The 20453-nt window shown below is 71.0% G+C and carries 18 protein-coding genes; 11 read left to right on the forward strand and 7 right to left on the reverse strand.

Annotation, left to right across the window (positions count from 1 at the left end; translation table 11 throughout):
* The first annotated feature begins 31 nt into the window (after positions 1-31).
* A complete protein-coding gene (locus ABT114_RS36365; protein ID WP_351147395.1) occupies positions 32-634 on the forward strand; it encodes a TetR/AcrR family transcriptional regulator in 603 nt (200 codons plus the stop codon).
* 44 nt (positions 635-678) lie between these two features.
* Here ABT114_RS36365 and ABT114_RS36370 read toward each other — a convergent pair whose 3' ends face one another.
* The gene (locus ABT114_RS36370; protein ID WP_351147468.1) at positions 679-1335 is read right to left on the reverse strand and encodes a pirin family protein; all 657 of its coding nucleotides are present in this window, start codon (positions 1333-1335) and stop codon (positions 679-681) included.
* Positions 1336-1430: 95 nt separating this feature from the next.
* Between ABT114_RS36370 and ABT114_RS36375 the strand changes: the two genes are divergently transcribed.
* From ABT114_RS36375 to fabF, 5 genes are all read left to right on the forward strand, one after another.
* Positions 1431-2636, forward strand: coding sequence for a PucR family transcriptional regulator (locus tag ABT114_RS36375; protein ID WP_351147396.1), 1206 nt, complete (start codon positions 1431-1433; stop codon positions 2634-2636).
* Positions 2637-2725: 89 nt separating this feature from the next.
* On the forward strand, positions 2726-3649 hold the full coding sequence (locus tag ABT114_RS36380) for an ACP S-malonyltransferase (RefSeq protein ID WP_351147398.1): 924 nt from the start codon (positions 2726-2728) through the stop codon (positions 3647-3649).
* 16 nt (positions 3650-3665) lie between these two features.
* The gene (locus ABT114_RS36385; RefSeq protein WP_351147400.1) at positions 3666-4667 is read left to right on the forward strand and encodes a ketoacyl-ACP synthase III; all 1002 of its coding nucleotides are present in this window, start codon (positions 3666-3668) and stop codon (positions 4665-4667) included.
* Positions 4668-4768: 101 nt separating this feature from the next.
* Positions 4769-5017 carry an acyl carrier protein gene (locus ABT114_RS36390; RefSeq protein WP_351147402.1) on the forward strand — a complete coding sequence of 83 codons (249 nt, stop codon included), beginning with the start codon at positions 4769-4771 and terminating at the stop codon, positions 5015-5017.
* Positions 5018-5123: 106 nt separating this feature from the next.
* Positions 5124-6395, forward strand: coding sequence for a beta-ketoacyl-ACP synthase II (gene fabF / locus ABT114_RS36395; protein WP_351147403.1), 1272 nt, complete (start codon positions 5124-5126; stop codon positions 6393-6395).
* A gap of 69 nt (positions 6396-6464) precedes the next feature.
* On the opposite strand, the gene ABT114_RS36400 is transcribed toward fabF, so the two are convergent.
* Positions 6465-6959 (reverse strand): DUF3145 domain-containing protein, encoded by a 495-nt coding sequence (locus tag ABT114_RS36400; protein ID WP_351147405.1) that lies wholly within the window; start codon positions 6957-6959, stop codon positions 6465-6467.
* Positions 6960-7215: 256 nt separating this feature from the next.
* Between ABT114_RS36400 and ABT114_RS36405 the strand changes: the two genes are divergently transcribed.
* Together ABT114_RS36405 and ABT114_RS36410 are read left to right on the forward strand one after the other, a co-directional pair.
* On the forward strand, positions 7216-8094 hold the full coding sequence (locus ABT114_RS36405) for an SGNH/GDSL hydrolase family protein (protein ID WP_351147407.1): 879 nt from the start codon (positions 7216-7218) through the stop codon (positions 8092-8094).
* Positions 8095-8109: 15 nt separating this feature from the next.
* A complete protein-coding gene (locus ABT114_RS36410; protein WP_351147408.1) occupies positions 8110-9081 on the forward strand; it encodes an aldose epimerase family protein in 972 nt (323 codons plus the stop codon).
* Positions 9082-9172: 91 nt separating this feature from the next.
* Here the strand turns inward: ABT114_RS36410 and ABT114_RS36415 are convergent, their stop codons facing one another.
* Complete coding sequence (locus tag ABT114_RS36415; protein ID WP_351147410.1) at positions 9173-11638, reverse strand: beta-glucosidase family protein; 2466 nt, start codon at positions 11636-11638, stop codon at positions 9173-9175.
* Positions 11639-11740: 102 nt separating this feature from the next.
* Here ABT114_RS36415 and ABT114_RS36420 point away from each other — a divergent pair, with 102 nt between their 5' ends.
* Positions 11741-12316: a TetR/AcrR family transcriptional regulator gene (locus ABT114_RS36420; RefSeq protein WP_351147412.1), complete on the forward strand. Its 576-nt coding sequence runs from the start codon at positions 11741-11743 to the stop codon at positions 12314-12316.
* A gap of 154 nt (positions 12317-12470) precedes the next feature.
* Here the strand turns inward: ABT114_RS36420 and ABT114_RS36425 are convergent, their stop codons facing one another.
* From ABT114_RS36425 to ABT114_RS36440, 4 genes are all read right to left on the reverse strand, one after another.
* Complete coding sequence (locus ABT114_RS36425) at positions 12471-13268, reverse strand: EI24 domain-containing protein (protein ID WP_351147414.1); 798 nt, start codon at positions 13266-13268, stop codon at positions 12471-12473.
* Positions 13269-13437: 169 nt separating this feature from the next.
* Entirely contained in the window at positions 13438-14421 is a 984-nt protein-coding gene (locus ABT114_RS36430) for an endonuclease/exonuclease/phosphatase family protein (RefSeq protein WP_351147470.1), read from the reverse strand.
* A gap of 215 nt (positions 14422-14636) precedes the next feature.
* Positions 14637-15746, reverse strand: a complete 1110-nt coding sequence (locus ABT114_RS36435; protein WP_351147416.1) for a sensor histidine kinase — start codon at positions 15744-15746, stop codon at positions 14637-14639.
* Positions 15739-16434: a response regulator transcription factor gene (locus tag ABT114_RS36440; protein WP_351147418.1), complete on the reverse strand. Its 696-nt coding sequence runs from the start codon at positions 16432-16434 to the stop codon at positions 15739-15741. Before ABT114_RS36440 ends, ABT114_RS36435 begins: the two co-directional genes overlap by 8 nt.
* A gap of 219 nt (positions 16435-16653) precedes the next feature.
* On the opposite strand from ABT114_RS36440, the gene ABT114_RS36445 reads away from it, so the two are divergent.
* Together ABT114_RS36445 and ABT114_RS36450 are read left to right on the forward strand one after the other, a co-directional pair.
* On the forward strand, positions 16654-19251 hold the full coding sequence (locus tag ABT114_RS36445) for a M14 family zinc carboxypeptidase (protein ID WP_351147420.1): 2598 nt from the start codon (positions 16654-16656) through the stop codon (positions 19249-19251).
* A gap of 24 nt (positions 19252-19275) precedes the next feature.
* A complete protein-coding gene (locus ABT114_RS36450) occupies positions 19276-20421 on the forward strand; it encodes a serine hydrolase domain-containing protein (protein WP_351147421.1) in 1146 nt (381 codons plus the stop codon).
* The last annotated feature ends 32 nt before the right edge of the window (positions 20422-20453 follow it).

Raw genomic sequence — 20453 nt, forward strand, 5'->3', positions numbered from 1 at the left:
GGCCGACCGCCGGCTGTCTATAGTCAGTCGGGTGACTGACTCAAAGGACTCAGGGGATTCCCGGCGCTCCCGGACGAGGGCCGGCGGCAAGCGGCAGCAGCTGACGGCAGCCGCGGCCCGGGTCCTGCACGAGCAGGGCGTGGAGCGCACGACCATCGCCGACATCGCTCGCGCCGCCGATGTCCCGACGGGAAACGTGTACTACTACTTCAAGACCAAGGACGAGCTGATCGAGGCCGCCCTCTCCGAGCACGCCAACCACCTTCAGACCCTCACCGGTCGCCTCGACCAGCTCCCCGACCCGCGCGAACGCCTCAAGGCGCTCATCGACGCCTGGGTCGGCCAGCGGGACATCGCGGCCCGCTACGGATGCCCCACGGGCACCCTCGCCACGGAACTCGACAAGCGGGCGGAGGGTGGCCTCGACGTCACGGCGGGCCTGGTCATACGGAAGCTGCTGGACTGGGCGGAAGAGCAGTACCGCCAGATCGGCGTGACCGACCCGGCGGGCCACGCGCTGGCGCTCGTCGGCGCCTACCAGGGCATGTCCCTGCTCTCCAACGCCCTGCGCGACCCGGAGATCATGGCCCGCGAGGGGGCCCGCCTCACCCGCGAGCTCGACAGCCTGGTGTGAGGAGAGAAGAGAGAGAAGAGACACAGCGGCGACCTGTCGCCGCGTCAGCCTGCCGTCATCTCCCAGAACAACAGCTCCGCCCCCGTCACCCCCACCGCCTCCAGATCCTTCGCCTCCGTGATCCGCGCCGCGTCCCCCGCCCCCAACTCCTCGCCGTCCAGCCGTACTTCACCGCGTACGACATGGACGTACACGTAGGGCGCGTCCGGTACCGCCGTCCGCTCGCCCGGGCCCAGGCGCCGTACGTGGAGCATCGCGCCCGCCTCCGGGACCGCGTACGGGGTGGAGTCGGCGATGCCCCGGACGATCTCGTAGGCGGGGTCGCCGCCGGGGGCACGCGGGGCCAGCCACATCTGGACGAAGGTCAGAGGGGTCTCGGCGTCGTTGCGCTCCACGTGCCGGACGCCGGCCGCCGCGCTCAGACGCTGCACGTCCCCGGGGCGGACCACCGTCTCGTGGCCCGTGGAGTCGCGGTGGGTCAGCTCACCCTCGGCCACCCACGTCACTATCTCCGTGTGGCTGTGGGGGTGCTCGTCGAAGCCGGCGCCGGGGACGAGGCGCTCCTCGTTGCAGGCGATCACCGCGCCGAAGCGGAGGTTGTCGGGGTCGTAGTGCGGGCCGAAGGAGAAGGCGTGCCGGGAGTCGATCCCGGCCTCCGGGTCCCCTCCGCGGTAGCGCTCACCTGCGCGCCGTACGTCCATCACGTCCCCCACCGTAGACCCGCCCAGGACCTGCCGAGGACCGCACCTGCGACCCGGCGACACATGCTCCCGTCCCGATAAGGCAGTCTTGTCCCGTGCCCGAACCCGAAACCAGCAAGCCCAGAACCGCAGTGCACGACGTCCATCAGCACTCCGCGACCCTGAAGCGGCTGGAGAAGTCCGCCGGGACCCTCTCCGCCCAGGCCATCGCGCGGATGGACGAGACGCTGCCGTGGTACCGGGCCATGCCCCCGGAGAACCGTTCCTGGATCGGGCTCGTCGCACAGGCGGGAATCGCCGCCTTCACCGAGTGGTTCCGGCGCCCCGACGCCCCACAGGCCATCTCCACCGATGTGTTCGGGACCGCGCCACGCGAGCTGACCAGGGCGATCACCCTGCGGCAGACCGTCGAGATGGTGCGTACCACCATCGAGGTCATGGAGAGCGCGATCGACGAGGTCGCGGCCCCCGGGGACGAAGGCGTGCTGCGCGAGGCGCTGCTCGTCTACGCCCGCGAGATCGCCTTCGCCACCGCCCAGGTCTACGCCCAGGCCGCCGAGGCACGCGGTGCCTGGGACGCGCGGCTGGAGTCGCTCGTCGTCAACGCCGTGCTCAGCGGAGAGGCCGACGAGGGCGCGGTGAGCAGGGCCGCCGCGCTCGGCTGGAACGCGCCCGAGCATGTGTGCGTCGTATTGGGAACCGCCCCCGACGGTGACTCCGAACTGACCGTGGAGGCCATCCGGCGGGCCGCCCGGCACGCCAAGCTCCAGGTGCTCACCGGGGTGCTCGGCAGCCGGCTCGTGGTGATCGCCGGCGGCAGCGACAACCCCCTCGCGGTGGCCAAGTCGCTGATCGGGCCGTTCGCGCAGGGGCCGGTCGTGGCCGGTCCCGTCGTGCCCGATCTGCTCGCCGGGACCCGGTCCGCGCAGGCCGCCGCGGCGGGGCTGAAGGCATGTTTCGCCTGGCAGGACGCCCCACGCCCGGTGCTGGCGGACGATCTGCTTCCGGAGCGCGCGATCGCCGGTGATCCCGGTGCACGCGAGCAGCTGGTGGAGGAGATCTACAGACCGCTGGAGGAGGCAGGCTCCGCGCTCCTGGAGACGCTCAGTGTCTATCTCGAGCAGGCGAGCAGCCTCGAAGGCGCTGCCCGGATGCTGTTCGTTCACCCCAACACCGTGCGCTACCGGCTTCGACGTGTGACTGACGTCACGGGTTGGTCGCCTTCCGATGTACGATCCGCCTTCACATTGCGCATCGCGCTGATCCTGGGGCGTCTGGCCGATGGAGATCCCCAGACCTAGGCTTTTGTCGAGGGCCCACAAAACCCCCTCGTGTTCTTCGTCCTTGTCCCCACGGGCGGTCGTGGCCGTCCCCAAGAGAGAGTGTGAGAGTGCTCGTACTCGTCGCTCCCGGCCAGGGCGCTCAGACGCCCGGCTTCCTGACCCCTTGGCTCGAACTGCCCGGTTCCGCCGACCGCCTTGCCGCGTGGTCGGACGCCATTGGGCTGGACCTCGCCCACTACGGCACGAAGGCCGACGCGGACGCGATCCGGGACACGGCTGTCGCGCAGCCGCTCCTCGTCGCGGCCGGACTCCTGTCCGCCTCGGCACTCGGTGACATCGCGGACATCGCTCCGGGGGCGGTCGCGGGCCACAGCGTCGGTGAGATCACCGCCGCCGCGTTCGCGGGCGTCCTCGACGACACCACCGCGCTGACCCTCGTACGCAAGCGGGGCCTGGCCATGGCCGAGGCCGCCGCGATCACCGAGACCGGTATGTCGGCGCTGCTCGGCGGCGACCCCGAGACGACCGTCCCGTACCTGGAGAAGCTGGGCCTGACCCCGGCCAACGTCAACGGCGCCGGCCAGATCGTCGCCGCGGGCACGCTGGAGCAGCTCGCCGCGCTGGAGGCGGACAAGCCCGAGGGCGTGCGCCGGGTCGTCGCGCTGAAGGTGGCCGGCGCCTTCCACACGCACCACATGGCCCCCGCGGTCGAGAAGCTGGCCGAGGCCGCCAAGGAGCTCGCGCCCGCCGACCCGAAGTTCACCTACGTCTCCAACAAGGACGGGCAGACCGTCGCCACCGGTGACGAGGTCGTCGCGCGGCTGGTCGGCCAGGTCGCCAACCCGGTCCGCTGGGACCTGTGCATGGAGACCTTCAAGGAGCTTGGCGTCACGGCCCTGATCGAGGTGTGCCCCGGCGGCACGCTGACCGGCCTCGCCAAGCGTGCGCTGCCCGGCGTGAAGACGCTGGCCCTGAAGACCCCCGACGACCTCGACGCGGCTCGCGAGCTCATCGCAGAGCACAGCGCCTGACAAGGAGCCCGAGAGCATGCCGAAGATCAAGCCCAGCAAGGGCGCCCCGTATGCGCGCATTCTCGGCGTGGGCGGCTACCGTCCCACCCGGGTCGTGCCGAACGAGGTGATCCTCGAGACGATCGACTCGTCCGACGAGTGGATCCGCTCACGCTCCGGCATCGAGACGCGGCACTGGGCGAACGACGAGGAGACCGTCGCCGCGATGTCGGTCGAGGCGTCCGGCAAGGCGATCGCCGACGCCGGGATCTCCGCCGAGCAGATCGGCGCCGTCGTCGTCTCGACCGTCTCGCACTTCAAGCAGACCCCGGCCGTCGCCACCGAGATCGCCGACAAGCTCGGCACGAACAAGGCCGCCGCCTTCGACATCTCGGCCGGCTGCGCGGGCTTCGGCTACGGCCTCACCCTCGCCAAGGGCATGATCGTCGAGGGTTCGGCGGAGTACGTCCTTGTCATCGGCGTCGAGCGGCTGTCCGACCTGACCGACCTGGAGGACCGGGCCACGGCCTTCCTGTTCGGCGACGGCGCGGGCGCGGTCGTCGTGGGCCCCTCCAAGGAGCCGGCCATCGGCCCCACCGTCTGGGGCTCGGAGGGCGACAAGTCGGAGACCATCAAGCAGACCGTGCCGTGGACGGACTACCGCGACGGCGAGGTCGAGAAGTTCCCCGCGATCACCCAGGAAGGCCAGGCGGTCTTCCGCTGGGCCGTGTTCGAGATGGCCAAGGTCGCCCAGCAGGCGCTGGACGCGGCCGGGATCACCTCGAGCGAACTGGACGTCTTCATCCCGCACCAGGCGAACGAGCGGATCATCGACTCGATGGTGAAGACACTCAAGCTGCCGGAGACCGTCACCGTCGCCCGGGACGTCCGCACCACCGGCAACACCTCGGCCGCCTCGATTCCGCTCGCGATGGAGCGGCTCCTGGCGACCGGCGAGGCGAAGAGCGGCGACACCGCGCTCGTCATCGGCTTCGGGGCGGGTCTCGTGTACGCCGCGACGGTCGTTACTCTCCCCTAGGCACTCCGTGCCGGATCATGCATTCGGTACGGGAAACGCAACACCCGCCGCTCACGCGGCGGGAGCCACACCCTCTGGAACATCTACGAAGGAGCGCCGACATGGCCGCCACTCAGGAAGAGATCGTCGCCGGTCTCGCGGAGATCGTGAACGAGATCGCCGGGATCCCGGTTGAGGACGTCCAGCTGGACAAGTCCTTCACCGACGACCTGGACGTCGACTCGCTGTCCATGGTCGAGGTCGTCGTCGCCGCCGAAGAGCGCTTCGACGTCAAGATCCCGGACGAGGACGTCAAGAACCTCAAGACCGTCGGTGACGCCACCAGCTACATCCTCAAGCACCAGGACTGAGTCACCCCTCAGGCCAGGACGCTGCAAGCCCCGCCACCCGGCGGTGGCGCCGTTCCCCGCGTAAGCGGGGATGGTCCTCCTCGCATCCGTTGGAGAAAGAATTCCCGTGAGCCCGACCAATCGCACCGTGGTCGTCACCGGTATCGGCGCAACCACACCGCTGGGTGGCGACGCAGCCTCTACCTGGGAGGGTCTGATCGCCGGTCGTTCCGGCGTCAAGCCCCTCGAGCAGGAGTGGGCGGCCGATCAGGCCGTCCGTATCGCGGCCCCGGTCGCCGTGGAGCCGACCGAGGTCATCCCGCGGCCGCAGGCCCGCCGTCTGGACCGTTCCGCGCAGTTCGCGCTGATCGCGGCCCAGGAGGCCTGGGCCGACGCCGGTTTCACCGCCAGGGCGGGTGAAGACGCAAGCGTCGACCCCGACCGGCTCGGCGCCGTCATCGCCTCCGGCATCGGCGGTGTGACGACCCTGCTCGACCAGTACGACGTGCTCAAGGAGAAGGGCGTCCGCCGCGTCTCCCCGCACACCGTCCCCATGCTGATGCCGAACGGTCCGTCCGCCAACGTGGGCCTGCTCGTGGGCGCCCGTGCGGGTGTGCACACGCCGGTCTCCGCCTGCGCGTCGGGCGCCGAGGCCATCGGCTACGCCATCGAGATGATCCGTACCGGCCGCGCCGACATCGTCGTCGCGGGTGGCACGGAGGCGGCGATCCACCCGCTGCCCATCGCCGCGTTCGGCAACATGATGGCGATGTCCAAGAACAACGACGACCCGCAGGGCGCCTCGCGTCCGTACGACGTCGCCCGTGACGGCTTCGTCCTCGGTGAGGGCGCCGGCGTTCTCGTCCTGGAGTCCGCCGAGCACGCCGCCAAGCGTGGCGCCCGCGTCTACGCGGAGGCGGTCGGCCAGGGCATCTCGTCCGACGCCCACGACATCGTGCAGCCGGAGCCCGAGGGCCGCGGCATCTCGCACGCCCTGCAGAGCCTGCTCGACAACACCGACCTGAACCCGGCGGAGATCGTGCACGTCAACGCGCACGCCACCTCGACGCCGGCCGGTGACGTCGCCGAACTGAAGGCGCTGCGCAAGGTCTTCGGCGACGACACCGACCACATGGCGGTCTCCGCGACCAAGTCGATGACCGGTCACCTGCTGGGCGGCGCCGGCGGCATCGAGTCCGTCGCGACGGTCCTCGCCCTGTACCACCGGGTGGCCCCGCCGACCATCAACATCGAGAACATCGACCCGGAGGCGGAGGCCAACGCCGACGTCGTCCGCGGCGAGGCGCGCAAGCTCCCCGTCGAGGGCCGTATCGCCGCGCTGAACGACTCGTTCGGCTTCGGCGGCCACAACGTGGTGCTGGCGTTCCGCACGGTCTGAGACACCCCCGTACGCGCGTGAAGGGCCCCCACCGGCTGGTGGGGGCCCTTCACGCGTGCTGAGCGGACGTCAGACCACCTGGTGCAGCCAGCGCACCGGCGCGCCCTCGCCCGCGTACCGGAACGGCTCCAGTTCGTCGTCCCAGGGCTTGCCCAGCAGCTTGGCGAGTTCGGCCTCGAGGTCGGTCTCGCCGCGCTGGGAGCGCTGGAGGGCGGCGCGCAGACGGTCCTCGGGGATGAGGATGTCGCCGTGGATCCCGGTGACGGCGTGGTAGATGCCGAGGTCGGGGGTGCAGCTGTAGCGCTCGCCCTCGGCGGTGGGGCAGGGCTCGGCGGTGACCTCGAAGCGCAGCAGCTGCCAGCCGCGCAGGGCGGAGGCGAGCTTGGAGGCGGTGCCGACCTCGCCCTGCCAGGAGAACTCCGAGCGCCAGGTGCCGGGCGCGGCGGGCTGCCGGATCCAGTCGAGGCTGACGCGCGTACCGAGCACCCCGGCGACGGCCCACTCGACGTGCGGGCACAGCGCGCGCGGCGCGGAGTGCACGTACAGAACTCCACGTGTCGTCACCGGGACCTCCGGGCAGAGCGGGACATCTTGCTACTGGGGCCAAGCGCAGTGGCACGTCGGCCACGTGATGGCGAGGCTACCGTGCGGCGGCGCAAGGAGTGTGACGTACCGTCGGTCCCGGCGCCCGGAAACACCCACCATTCACCCAGGGGGACGCGTGTACGGGGGTGTGCCGTTGCACTGTGGCGGGGCGGGAACCCTCGCGCGTTGTCATTGAGGGGAAGAGTTGCCGGACGACCGAGGGGATCACCAGGGGATGCGAAAGCGAAGCAACGGTGCGCGAGCCGTCGTCGCCGTCGTGGCGGCGGCCGTCCTGGGGGCCGCCGGGTGCGACGCCGTCGGCGGCGGATCCCCCGGCCCGAGCGGCCCGCGGGCCTCGCCCACCACGGTCTGGGACCGCAGCCCGGACTCGGTCGCGGCGGTCGGCGACTCCATCACCCGCGGCTTCGACGCCTGTACGGTCCTGTCGGACTGCCCGGAGGTGTCCTGGGCGACGGGCAGCTCTGCGGAGGTCGACAGTCTCGCCGTGCGGCTGCTGGGGAAGACCGGCGCGGCCACGCACAGCTGGAACTACGCGGTGACCGGGGCCCGCATGGCCGATCTGCCCGCGCAGGTCGGGCGGGCGGTGGCCCGGCGGCCGCAGCTGCTGGCGGTGATGGTGGGGGCGAACGACGCCTGCCGGTCGACGACCTCGGACATGACGTCGGTCGCCGGCTTCCGGGCGGACTTCGAGAAGTCGCTGCGCACGCTGCGCGCGAAGCTGCCGAAGACACAGGTGTACGTGGCGAGCGTGCCGAACCTGAAGCGGCTGTGGTCGCAGGGGCGCACCAACCCGCTGGGCAAGCAGGTCTGGAAGCTGGGCATCTGCCCGTCCATGCTGGGCGACGCGGACGCCCTGGACGCGGCGGCGACGACGCGGCGCGACACGGTGCAGGACCGGGTGGAGGCGTACAACAAGGTCCTGGAGGAGGTCTGCGCGAAGGACACGCGGTGCCGCTTCGACGGGGACGCGGTGTTCGAGTACCACTTCGGCACGGACCAGTTGAGCCACTGGGACTGGTTCCACCCGAGCACGATCGGTCAGGCGCGGCTGGCGGAGATCGCGTACCGCACCGTCACGGCGCGGAAGCCGTGACCTAGGGTTTCCCACATGAGCGAACTTTTCGGCACACTTTCCGACGGCACCCCGGTCCACCGCTGGACCCTGGAGCGGTCCGGCGTGCGGGTCCGGATCCTGTCCTACGGCGGGATCGTGCAGTCCCTGGAGGTCCCCGACCGTGCCGGTCGGTCCGGGAACGTGGTGCTGGGGTTCGCCGGCCTGGACGGCTACCTGACGCACACGGGACCGTACTTCGGCGCTCTGATCGGCCGGTACGCCAACCGGATCGCGAGCGGCCGCTTCCCGCTGGACGGGCTGACGTACGCGCTGGAACCCAACAACGCGCCGAACTCGCTGCACGGCGGTGAGCGCGGCTTCGACAAGCGCGTGTGGGACGTGACGCCGGTCGAGCACGGCCTGCGCCTGAGCCGGGTCAGCCCGCACGGCGAGGAGGGCTTCCCGGGCCGGCTGGAGGTTTCGGCGACGTACACCCTGGACGCGTCCGGCGCGCTGCGGATCGCGTACGAGGCCACGACGGACGCGCCGACGGTCGTCAATTTCACCAACCACAGCTACTTCGACCTGGGCGGCGCCGGGAGCACCGGCGGGCACGAGCTGCGGCTCGCCGCCTCGCGCTATACGCCGGTCGACGCGGACCTGATCCCGACCGGCGCGCTGGAGGACGTGACGGGCACGCGCTTCGACTTCCGGGCGGCCCGCAAGGTGGGCGCCGGCTACGACCACAACTTCGTGCTCGACAAGGGCGTGACACCGGCCCCCGAGGAGGTGGCCGAGCTGCACGACCCGGCGTCCGGGCGGGTGCTGACGGTGGCGACGACCGAGCCGGGGATCCAGGTGTACACCGCGGACCACCTCAGTGAGCCGTTCGCGCCCGGCGACGGTGTCGCGCTGGAGACGCAGCACTTCCCGGACTCCCCGAACCGTCCGGAGTTCCCGAGCACGGAGCTGCGGCCGGGCGCGGTGTTCCGGTCGGAGACGGTGTACGCGTTCTCCACGCGCTGAGGGCTCTCGGAAGGCCCGGCAGAGAGAATGAGCCCCGGTCCGGAGGTCAGGTCACCGGACCGGGGCTGCTGTGGGGGGCCTATGGCCCGCGTCAGACGTTAATGGTCGCGGTGAGCCCGCGGTGGACGATCGAGCTGCCGAGGCGAAGTTCGTACGAACCCTTCACAAATGCCCAGGAGCTCGCCTTCTCGTCCCAAATCTCGAAGGCGCGGCGCGGGAGTTCCACCGTGGCCTCGACGGTCTCGCCCGGCCCGGCCTCGACGCCCGCGAAACCGGCCAGCCAGCGGGCGGGGCGGGCCGCGTCCGGCTCGCTCGGCGCCAGGTAGAGCTGCACGACCTCGCGCCCGGCGCGCTCACCGGAGTTGCGGACGCGGACCTTCGCGGTGGTGCCGTCGACCTCGACCGACTCGTACGTCCAGTCGGTGTAGCCGAGGCCGTGGCCGAAGGGGTACGACGGGGTGCGGTCCGCCTTGTCCCAGGCGCGGTAGCCGATGAACACGCCCTCGGTGTACGCGAGCTCGCCGTCCGTCGGGGTGACCTGGGTGACCGGGGCGTCGTCCAGTGAGCCCCAGGTGGTCGGCAGCCGGCCGCCGGGCTCGTACGCGCCCGTGAGCACGTCCGCGAGGGCGGCGCCGCCCTCCTGGCCGGGGAACCAGCTGAGCAGGACCGCGGCGACGTCGTCGCGCCAGGGCAGCTCCACCGGGGAGCCGGAGTTGACGACCACGACGGTGTTGGGGTTGGCGGCGGCGACGGCGCGCACCAGGTCGTCCTGGCGGCCGGGCAGGCGCAGGTCCTTGCGGTCGAAGCCCTCGGACTCGACGCGGTCGGTGGTGGCGACCACGACGACGGCCGTGTCGGCGGCCCGCGCGGCCTCGGCGGCCTCGGCGATCAGCTCGTCGGCGGGGCGCTGCGGTCCCTGGTGGGCGAGGGCGAAGGCGACGACCTTCAACGGGATGTCCGCGGGGAGCTCGAAGACATAGGTGAGGGAGACCTCGACGGGCTCGCCCACGGCCAGTTCGGCCTGGGCGCGGGGCACCGGGGCGCCGAAGAAGGCCTCGAAGGGGTCGCTGTCGTCGGCGGGGCGCTGGACGTCGTCGAAGTACGTGGTGCCGCCGACGGCGAGCGTGAAGGCGCCGGTGCCCTTGACGCCGAAGGTGTGCGGGCCGCTCTCGCGCGGGGTGAAGGTACCGGTCAGCTCGATGGTGTGGAGCGTGTCGTGGGTGACGCCCTCGGGGAGGTCGGAGCCCATCCACTGGATCTGGCCGTTGGGGGCGGAGCCGGTGCCGAGGACGTTCCCGTCGGCGTCGCGGCAGATCGCGCGCAGCTCGAAGCCCTTGTCGGCGACGGCGAGTTCGGTGGTCGGGTCGGCGCCGACGACGTAGGTGAGGCTGCCGTCGGGGAGGGCGGCGGTGAGGCCGTCGAGGGGGGAGACGATCCGGGCCGGGAAGACGGTGGCGGAGCCGCCGCCGAGGACGCGGGCGTCGCGGGCGGCGGCGCCGATCAGCGCGACCGAGCCGGTCGGCTTCAGGGGCAGTGCGTCGTTCTCGTTGCGTACGAGGACGAAGGCGCGGCGGGCGATCTCGCGGGCGAGGGCCTCGCCGTCGATCGGCTGCGGCGGTTCGGTCACGGCCGGTTCGGCGCCCTGAAGGATGCCGACGCGGGCGGCGAGCCGCAGCACGTTCCGTACGGCCGCGTCGACCTTGGCCTCGTCGACCTCGCCGTCGCGTACGGCCTGGGCGAGGGCCTCGCCGTACACCGTCCGCGGGCCGGGCATGGCGACGTCGAGGCCGCCCTCGACGGCCGCGGTGGTGTCGCGGGCGGCCATCCAGTCGGAGACGTTGAAGCCGTCGAAGCCCCATTCGCCGCGCAGGATCTCGTTGACGAGGTGATGATGCTCGGTCATCGTCGTACCGTTGACCGTGTTGTAGGCGGTCATGATGCCCCAGGGGTGGGCGTTGTCGACGATGGCCTCGAAGGGGGCCAGGTAGAGCTCGCGCAGGGCGCGTTCGCCGACCAGGTTGTTCACGGTGAAGCGGTCGGTCTCGGCGTCGTTGGCGACGAAGTGCTTGACGGTGGTGCCGACTCCGCCGGACTGGACGCCCTGCACGTACCCGGTTCCGATCGCGCCCGTGAGATACGGGTCCTCGCTGTACGCCTCGAAGTGCCGGCCGCCGAGCGGGGAGCGGTGCAGGTTGACCGTGGGGGCGAGCAGGACGTGGACGCCCTTGCGGCGGGCCTCCTGGGCGAGGAGCGTGCCGGCGCGGCGGGCGAGAGCCGGGTCCCAGGTGGCGGCGAGGGCGGTCGGGGACGGCAGGGCGACGGACGGGTCGTCGGCGGTCCAGCGCACGCCCCGGACGCCGATCGGGCCGTCGGACATCACGAGGGACTTCAGGCCGATCTCCGGCAGGGCGGGCAGGGACCACATGTCCTGGCCGGCCAGGAGCCGGGCCTTGGCGTCCAGGTCGAGCTTGCCGAGGGCGGCCTCGACGACCGCCTCACGCGCCGCGTCGGCCGGGGTGGGGTGGTTGCCGGTTCCGGGTCCCGGGGTTCCCGCCATGGCGGTGCCTCCTCGTTGAGTCCGTGCAGGTGCCTCCATCGTGCACCGGTTACCTGTAGAGCGGTAGGTTTCGTTACCTTCCCGTTATCACTATGGACTCGTATGCCTTACGGTGACGTCATGAACGCCAGGATCAGGAGCGAGGAGCGGCGCGCCGAGATCGTCCGGGCGGCCCTGGAGGTGATCGCCGAGCGCGGCTACCGGGGCGCGAGCCTGGCCGCGGTGGCGGAACGGGTGGGCCTGACCCAGCAGGGGCTGCTGCACCACTTCCCGACGAAGGAGGCGCTCCTGGTCGCCGTGCTCAAGGAGCGGGACCAGTGGGACGCGGTGCCCGACACCCAGTGGCGGGTCGACCTGCTCGCCTCGCTGGTCGAGTACAACGCGATGCGGCCCGGCATCATCCAGACCTTCTCGGCACTGCTGGGCGAGAGCGTCACGGAGGGGCATCCGGCGCGCGCGTACTTCACGGAGCGCTACCAGCGGGTGCGCGCGAACATGGCGGCCGTGCTGCGCACCGCGTACGGCGACCGCCTGCCGAACGGCCTCACCCCCGAGCGCACCGCTCCCCTGCTGGTCGCGGTGATGGACGGCCTGCAGTACCAGTGGCTGCTGGACCCGGAGTCGGTGGACATGCCGGGCGCGTTCCGGGACTTCCTGGCGCTGCTGGGCGAGGAGTGAGCGGGGCTCAGCGGGGGCTCGACGCGGGGGATCGACGCGGGGGCCGAACTCCTTCGTCGGCGGCGGTATCACCCGGCGGCGGGCAGCGCGACCACCACTTCGATCTCGATCACCATGGGGATCGGTCCGCTCATCGGTAAGGCCGCGCCGAGTGTCAAACGCCGGACGGGCTGGATTCCTCCACCTCGTCTTCCTCGTTCTCCCTGATTTCCTCGCCCCGCAGATCGCGGGCGAGGAGGGTCGCGCCCGCGACCGCGCCCGGCATCAGGAAGACCGCGACGAACGGGACCAGGAAGGCCAGGCCCAGTGGGGTGCCGAAGCCCCAGATCAGGGTCTTGCGGGAGCGGAGGAGGGCGAGGCGGTCGCGGAGTTCGACGCCGCGGCGCTGGAGGGCGACGGCAGCGAGTTCCTCGGTGAGGAAGAAGCCGGTGACGAAGAAGCCGATCACCGGGACGACCGTCTGGCCGACGACGGGGAGGAAACCGAGGGCGAAGAGGAGGACGCCCCACAGGACGGCGCGGACGACGATGCGCAGGCTGTCCCGCGCCGAGATCCACAGCTCGCGCCAGAGCGGCAGGTCCGACTCGGGTGCGGTGCCGTCGGGCGAGACGTCACGGTCGACCTTCTCGGAGAGGTTCTCGTAGAAGGGCTGGCCGATGACGAGCGTGACGGCGGTGAAGGTGAGGACCGACAGGAGGAGGCCCAGGGCGAACAGCACGGCCGTGAGGAAGCCGCGGAACAGGCCCTGCCAGGGGCTCGACCAGTCGTCCGCGAACGGGGTCGCCCAGGAGACGAAGTCCTCGCCCCACAGGGCCAGACAGACCAGCGCCGCCGCGTAGACGACGAGGGTTATCAGGCCGGGCAGCAGGCCGAAACCGTACTGCTTTCCGTGCCGGGCCACCCAGCGCTGGCCCTTCAGGAGATAGCTGAAACCCACCCCGAGATCACGCATGGCCGAACTCTATCGGGTGGTTTCCTGTCACCTTCCGCCGAACGCGCGATCACCCTGCGCCGAACCGGTCGTTGCCCTCCACCGAACCGTCGTCTCCCTCCGTTCCCTCAGCCGGGCCGGTCACACCGGGGAAACCCGGATCCCGGGACGGAATGCCTTTACGCGGTGTTCACCAGCTGATTCCGGCCGCCACCGGCCGGTGGTCGCTGCCGGTGGCCGGCAGCAACCACGAGCTCTCCGGCTTCACGCCACGGACCAGGATCTGGTCGATCCGCACCACCGGGAACTTCGCCGGCCAGGTGAAACCGAAGCCGTTTCCGGCCTCCTCCTGGGCGGAGCGCAGCTGCGAGGTGAGGCCGTCGAACGCGCGGTCGTCCGTGGTGCCGTTCAGGTCGCCGAGCAGCACCACCCGCTCGTTCTGCTCGGCGGCGATGGCCTTACCGAGCGCCTGCGCGTTGCGGTCCCGGCTGTCCGTCCAGAAGCCCCCTCTGGGCATCAGCCGTACGGATCCCAGGTGGGCCACATACACCGCCAGCGGCCCGTGGTCCGTGGCCACCGTGGTGCGCAGCGCCCGGTTGTAGGCCATCTTGACGTCGGCCGGCTTGGTGGCCCCCAGCGGCCCCGCGTCCATCCCGGTGTCGACCGGCCGGGTGTCCGACAGTGGCAGCTTGCTCCACAGCCCGACCGTGCCCAGTACCGCGTGGTACGGGTACGCCTTCGCCAGCCCCTTCTCGTACGTGCCCCGGGCCTGCGCGGTGATCTCCTCAAGGGCCAGTATGTCCGCACCGGAGGCGGCCAGGTCGCGCGCGGTGCCGACCGGGTCGGGGTTGTCGGCGCCGACATTGTGGCTGGCCACGATGAGGTCGCTGCCCGCGTGGGACTTGTCGCTGAGCAGCCCGCCGAAGAGGTTCAGCCACACCATGACCGGCAGCAGCAGCGCGACCACCGCGGAGAGGGAGCGGCGCCAGAGCGCCCCGGCCAGCAGCACCGGGATGAACAGGCCGAACCACGGCAGCAAGGACTCCACCAGGCTGCCGAGGCCCCCGCGGTCCGTGATCTGCGCGTGCAGCAGCATGAACAGGCCAAGCAGCAACGCCGACGCCGCGAACACCAGGCCGCGCTTCCACGGCCCCGGCCCAGAGACGGCGCGTATCGCCCGGCGCAGGCCCGCGCGCCGGGTACCGGAGCCGGTGTCCCGGCGGCCGGCGCCGCCCTGTCCGGTCTCCGCCGCGTCCAGGGTCTCGGCGCGCTCCTCGGCGTCGACCTGCTGCCCCGCATCCGCACATTCTCGTATTGGTCCACTCACTTGCTCATTGTCCTCATTGTGAAATCTTGGAACGGTTTCTTGTGGGGCCGTGCGGCACCGAACTATGCGGCTGTATGCGGTGGTGGGGCGGGCAGTTGAACAGAGATGCGGAGTCCGCCCGCAGGGCGCGGGGTGATGGTGAGGGATCCGTCGTGTACTTGGACGATCCTCTTGACGATGGCCAGGCCGAGGCCGACACCTGCGTGGTCGCTGTGGATGCGTTCGGTGCCGCGCTGAAACGGTTCGGTGAGTGTCGAGACCAACTGCGGGGGGAGCTTCTCCCCGCTGTTTTCGACAGTGAGCACCACGGTCTCGGGGCGGACGCTGGTCTTGACCCACACGGCGCCCTGTTCGGGCAGGTTGTGCACGATGGCGTTGTGCACAAGGTTCGTTGTCATCTGCAGCAGGAGCGCTTGCGACCCGAAAGCGGGGGCGATGTCACCGGAGGTGTCGAGGGTGACACCGCGCTTCTCGGCGAGCGGGAGCAGTGTCTCGGTGGTCTCTTCCGCGAGGAGGGACAGGTCGACAGGTTCCCGGGTGAAGGCCCTCTGGTCGGCTCGGCTGAGCACGAGCAGCGCCTCGGTGAGGTTGATCGCTCGAGCGTTGACGGCGCGAAGGCGTTCGACGAGCTCGCCGGTGTCGCGGTTCGGATCGTTGCGGGCGACGTCGAGAAGAGCCTGCGTGGTCGCCAGTGGGGTGCGCAGTTCGTGCGAGGCGTTGGCTGCGAATCTCCGCTGCTCGGCGACGTGTGCTTCGAGCCGTACGAGCATGGCGTCGAAGGCGTCGGCGAGGTCGCGGAACTCGTCTTTGCGTCCTTCCAACCGGATCCGGTGGGAGAGTGTCCCGTTCGCGGCCATGTGTGTGGCGCCCGTGATGCGGGTCAGCGGGGCGAGCATGCGGCCGGCGAGTATCCATCCCCCCAGGAGACCGAACACCAGCAGGAAGACCAGCACCGCGGCTGCCCTCGGAGCGAAAACGCGCAGGAGGTTGGACCGGACGGGAAAAACACCATGAGTGGGGGTTCCGGTGGTGACGATGAGCGCACGCTCGGGGACGTAACGCAGGAGGAACAGCCACACGGCGGCGAGCAGCAGGACGCCGGCAAGCATGAGGAATCCGGCGTAGCTGAGGGTGAGTTTGAAGCGAACGCTCAACCCAGGCGCTCTATCCACGGTCTCCTCCCTCACGTCCGGTGCCCGGTTGAGTGTCGATGCGGTACCCGACGCCGGGTACCGTGGCGATGATCCAGGGCTCGCCGAGCCGTTTGCGCAGTGCCGAGACCGTGATGCGCACGGCGTTGGTGAACGGGTCTGCGTTCTCGTCCCACGCTCGCTCCAGGAGTTCTTCGGCGCTGACGACACCGCCTTCGGCAGCGACGAGGACTTCGAGCACGGCGAACTGCTTCCTGGTCAGCGCGACGTAGCGGCCGTCGCGGTGGACCTCTCGGCGGAACGGATCCAGCCGCAGACCTGCGATCTCTCGCACAGGCGGCCTGTTGTGCGCACGCCTGCGGTTGAGCGCTCTGAGCCTGAGCACGAGTTCTTGGAGGTCGAACGGCTTCGTGAGGTAGTCGTCGGCGCCGAGCTCGAACCCGGTGGCCTTGTCCTCGAGACGGTCGGCAGCGGTGAGCATGAGGATCGGCATGCCGCTGCCGGAGGCGACGATGCCTTTGGCGATCTCGTCACCGGTAGGTCCGGGAATGTCTCGGTCGAGGACGGCGATGTCGTAGGCGTTGACGCTCAGCAGCTCCAGAGCGGTGTCGCCGTCACCTGCGATGTCTGCCGCGATCGCTTCCAGGCGCAGGCCGTCGCGGATGGCTTCCGCCATATAGGGCTCGTCCTCGACGATCAGTACACGCATGCACCGAGGCTACGAGTCGGCACATATCGTCGGCATATCGAAAACCACATACGTGCCGGCAACACCACGCTGCCTTGACCGCGGGCATGACGGATGCCCTCTTCGGGCGTCTGGCGTACGCCATCCGGGCCATCGGTGACACCAACACCCTCTTGTTGCTGTTGAGTCGAACAGGTACACCTCGCCGTACCGATCTCAGGAAGCCCGGAGGAGGTACGCGTGCGCACCACGAGAACCGTCCCTGCGAGAACCGTCCCTGCGAGATCCGTCCCCGCGAGAACCGCCCTGATCGCTGCCCTCGCCCTCGCCTCGGCGAGCTCACTCCTGCTCACCCCCCACACCGCGACCGGCGCCGAACCGAAGCCCGTCGCCCGGGAAGGCGCCGGCCCGGACCGGGGCAGCGCCGCCCGGTCCCCGGCGAGCGCCGCCCGCCAGGCCCTCGCCGCCCCCGTCACCGACCTGTCCGCCGCCGACGCCACCCGTGGCTATCCCCGGCAGCAGGTCCTCTCCCCCGATCCGGAGAACCCCGCCGACAAGTCCATCAAGCTCGGCCTCACCCCGTATCACGCCATCGCCCCGAAGCTGAACGCCTTACAGGCCCTCGGCGACCGGGTGAGCGTCGAGGTCGCCGGGCGGTCGGCGGGCGGACACCGGCTCTATCTCGTCACCGTCACCGGCCCGGAGACCGTCCGCCAGGCCCGGGCCCAGGCGCGGATGCGCGAGCTCATCGAGAACGCGCCCGCCACCGCCGCCAAGTCCCCTGAGATCAAAGCCAGTTACAAGACGCCCGTCTTCTTCAACAACAACATCCACGGCAACGAATGGGAGGGCACCGACGCCTCCCTGAAGCTCATCGAGCAGCTCGCCACCGCCAACGACGCCAGGACCGCGGACCTCCTCGCCCACACCCGCCTCTACTTCGACATCACCGCCAACCCGGACGGCCGTATCGCCGGCACCCGAGCGAACGCCAACGGCTTCGACCTCAACCGCGACTTCGTCACCGCCTCGCAGCCCGAGGTGCGCGCGATGCGGCAGATCGGGATCGACAAGCAGCCGGCCGTCATGCTCGACCTGCACGGCTACGTCAACGGCACCCTCATCGAGCCGACGACACCGCCCCACGGCGAGAACTACGAGTACGACCTGTTCCTGAAGAACACCTACGCCAACGCCCTCGGCATGGAGGCCGCCGTCAACGGTCTCGGCTACACCCCCGCGAAGGACGGCGTCGAGCCCGCCCAGATCCCGTTCCGCGACCAGCGGGAGGGCTGGGACGACTGGCCCCCGATCTTCAGCCCGCAGTACGCGGCCTTCCACGGCGCGGTCGCCGCGCACACCGTCGAGATCCCGCTGGCGGTCAACAACTCCGCCTACGACAAACTGCCGGTCGACGAGCTGCGGCGCCGGTCCGCCATCAACGTCGACATCGCGGGCGCCGCGATCCGCGCGACCCTCGACTACGTACAGACCCACCGCACTTCCCTCGTCGCCGACCAGATCGAGGTCTTCCGGCGGGGCGCGACCGGCGCCGCGCAGGTTCCTGTGTCGGAGGAGACCGTGCCGGGTGTGCCGGGCATCGGGCCGGAGGACGTCTACACGACCGCCTTCCCGCGCGCCTACGTCATCCCGGCGGGCGCCGGGGCCCAGCGCTCGGCCACGGCCGCCGCCCGCCTCGTCGACCACCTGATCGCCAACGACGTCCGCGTCACCCGCGCCACCCGTGCCTTCCGCGTCGGCGGACGGACTTACGCGCAGGGGTCGTACGTCGTCGACATGCACCAGCCCAAGCGGGGCCTGGCGAACGTCCTGCTGGCCGACGGCCGGGACATCAGCGACAAGGTGTCGGTGATGTACGACATCTCGGGCTGGAGCCTGGGCCGGCTGTGGGGCGCCACGGTGCGGCCGGTGACGGGCGGAACCCTGTCCGGGGTGCCGCTGCGCACGGTCACGGCCGCCGCGCACGTCGGGTACGTCGCCCCGCGCGGCGCCCTGCGCCTGCGCCTCGACGATCCGAGCGGGATCGCCGCCCTCAACTCGCTGCTCCAGCAGGGCGCTGCCGTACGTCAGGCGGCGGACGGCAGCGCGATCGTGCCCGCGTCGGCACGCGCCCTCGCCGAGGAGGCGGCACGGACGTACGACGTCGCCTTCGACGCCACGAACCTCACCGGTACGGCCCCGCTGCACCGCGTCCGTGTCGCCGCGGCCGTCACCCCGGGCGAGCTGTTCGCGCTGCGCGAGATGAACTTCGAGGTCACGCCCGTCTCGACGGACGTCCTCAACGCGGGCTTCGACTGGTCGGCGGCGGACGTGCTGTTCGTGTCGGCGGGGCTGGAGTACGGCGACCTGACCTGGGCCGCCCGCACCGCCCTGGACGCCTTCCTGGCCGGGCACGGACTCGTCGGGCGGGGCGCGACGGGGGCCGCGCTCAACTCCGCCGCCGGGCTGCTGGCGGTGAAGCCGGTCGAGGGCAACGGGGACGCCAACGGCGTGGTACGGGTGGTGAATTCGGGCCCAATCACCGCGAGTGCGCCCGATCACGGCTTCGTCTACGCGCCCGTCTGGTTCACCGACCTGGGGCCCGGCGTACGCGTGGAGCAGTCGTACGCCACCGGGAACCCGCTCGTCTCCGGCCACTGGCGGACGCTGGCGGACGGGTCGGGAGGGCCTTCCGCGGCGGCCGGGCAGGCGTCGGTCGTGAGTGGCCCGCACGCTGTCCTGTTCGGCACCGAGCCCCTCTTCCGGGACCACCCGAAGGGGGAATTCCCCCAGGTCGGACAAGCGTTGATCGCCATGGCACACGCGCACAGCGGCTGATGTTGCCGAAGTTGAGGAGAGCGGATGACACAGGAGATCCACGGCACCGTAGCGGACGGCTTCGAGGCGGTGCGGGAGGAGTTCACCGCGTTCGTGGCCGGGGAGCGGCCCGACTACGAGGGACAGTTGACGGCGTACGTGCACGGGCGGCAGGTCGTCGACCTGTGGGCGGGCGCCGACGCCGACTCCCTTTACGGCGTGTCCTCCTCGACCAAGGGGGCCGCCCATCTCGTCGTGGCGCTCCTCGTGCAGGAGGGCACTCTCGAACTGGACCGCAAAGTCACCTACTACTGGCCGGAGTTCGGCTCCGAGGGCAAGGGGTCGCTGACCCTGCGTGATCTCCTCGCGCACCGCGCCGGCCTGGTCGGTACGGACACCGGCTTCACCCTCGCCGAGCTCGCCGACGACCGGCTGATCGCCGAACGGCTCGCCGACCAGCGGCCGTTCTGGCGGCCGGGCACCGCCTTCGGCTACCACGGGCTGGTCATCGGCGCCCTCACGGGCGAGGTCGTACGGCGCGCCACCGGCCGTACCCTCCAGGAGGTGTACGAGGAGCGCATCCGCACCCCGTACGGGCTGGACTTCTTCCTGGGCCTGCCCGCCGCCCACGAGCCCCGTTTCCGCACCGCGCAGCCGATGACCCCGACCGCCGAGCAGCAGGCGCAGCTCGACGCGCTGCCCGGCGGGCCGCACACGCTGGCGTCCGTCGCCTTCAACCGGCACACGACCGAGCCGACCGACCTCGCACTGCTGCCGAACGAGCCCGTGATCCGCGCCAAGGGCCCCGCCTCGGTCGGCGGGGTGGCGTCCGCGCGCGGGCTCGCGGGGTTGTACGCGGCGGCGATCAGCGAGATCGACGGCAAGGCGCCGCTGCTGAAGGAGGACACGGCCGCGGAGTTCGGGCAGTTCCACTCCGTCGGGTACGACCTGGTGGCCCGCGCCCACACATCGTTCGGGCTGGGCTTCCAGGCCACCGCGGACACCTCGCACCCGTTCCTGGGCGCCGGGGCGTTCGGGCACAGCGGGGCAGGCGGCTGCCAGGCCTTCGCGGACCCGCGCAGCGGTCTGGCCTACGGCTACACGCGGCGCCGGTTCGCCTTCCCCGGCGGGGCGGCGCCGGAGAACGACCGGCTGGCGGCGGCGGTGCACAAGGCGGCGCTGGCCGTGTGACGTACATGGATGAAGGCCGCACCCCACGTCCA

This window comes from Streptomyces sp. NPDC002088 (assembly GCF_040296605.1).
Classification (GTDB): domain Bacteria; phylum Actinomycetota; class Actinomycetes; order Streptomycetales; family Streptomycetaceae; genus Streptomyces.

Excerpts from the sequence above, each read along its gene's own strand:
- ABT114_RS36370 (WP_351147468.1), bottom strand. The coding sequence starts at position 1,335 with ATGGACGTACGGCGCGCAGGTGAGCGCTACCGCGGAGGGGACCCGGAG.
- ABT114_RS36385 (WP_351147400.1), top strand. The coding sequence starts at position 3,666 with ATGCCGAAGATCAAGCCCAGCAAGGGCGCCCCGTATGCGCGCATTCTC.
- ABT114_RS36390 (WP_351147402.1), top strand. The coding sequence starts at position 4,769 with ATGGCCGCCACTCAGGAAGAGATCGTCGCCGGTCTCGCGGAGATCGTG.
- ABT114_RS36405 (WP_351147407.1), top strand. The coding sequence starts at position 7,216 with ATGCGAAAGCGAAGCAACGGTGCGCGAGCCGTCGTCGCCGTCGTGGCG.
- ABT114_RS36410 (WP_351147408.1), top strand. The coding sequence starts at position 8,110 with ATGAGCGAACTTTTCGGCACACTTTCCGACGGCACCCCGGTCCACCGC.
- ABT114_RS36415 (WP_351147410.1), bottom strand. The coding sequence starts at position 11,638 with ATGGCGGGAACCCCGGGACCCGGAACCGGCAACCACCCCACCCCGGCC.
- ABT114_RS36420 (WP_351147412.1), top strand. The coding sequence starts at position 11,741 with ATGCCTTACGGTGACGTCATGAACGCCAGGATCAGGAGCGAGGAGCGG.
- ABT114_RS36425 (WP_351147414.1), bottom strand. The coding sequence starts at position 13,268 with ATGCGTGATCTCGGGGTGGGTTTCAGCTATCTCCTGAAGGGCCAGCGC.
- ABT114_RS36440 (WP_351147418.1), bottom strand. The coding sequence starts at position 16,434 with ATGCGTGTACTGATCGTCGAGGACGAGCCCTATATGGCGGAAGCCATC.
- ABT114_RS36450 (WP_351147421.1), top strand. The coding sequence starts at position 19,276 with ATGACACAGGAGATCCACGGCACCGTAGCGGACGGCTTCGAGGCGGTG.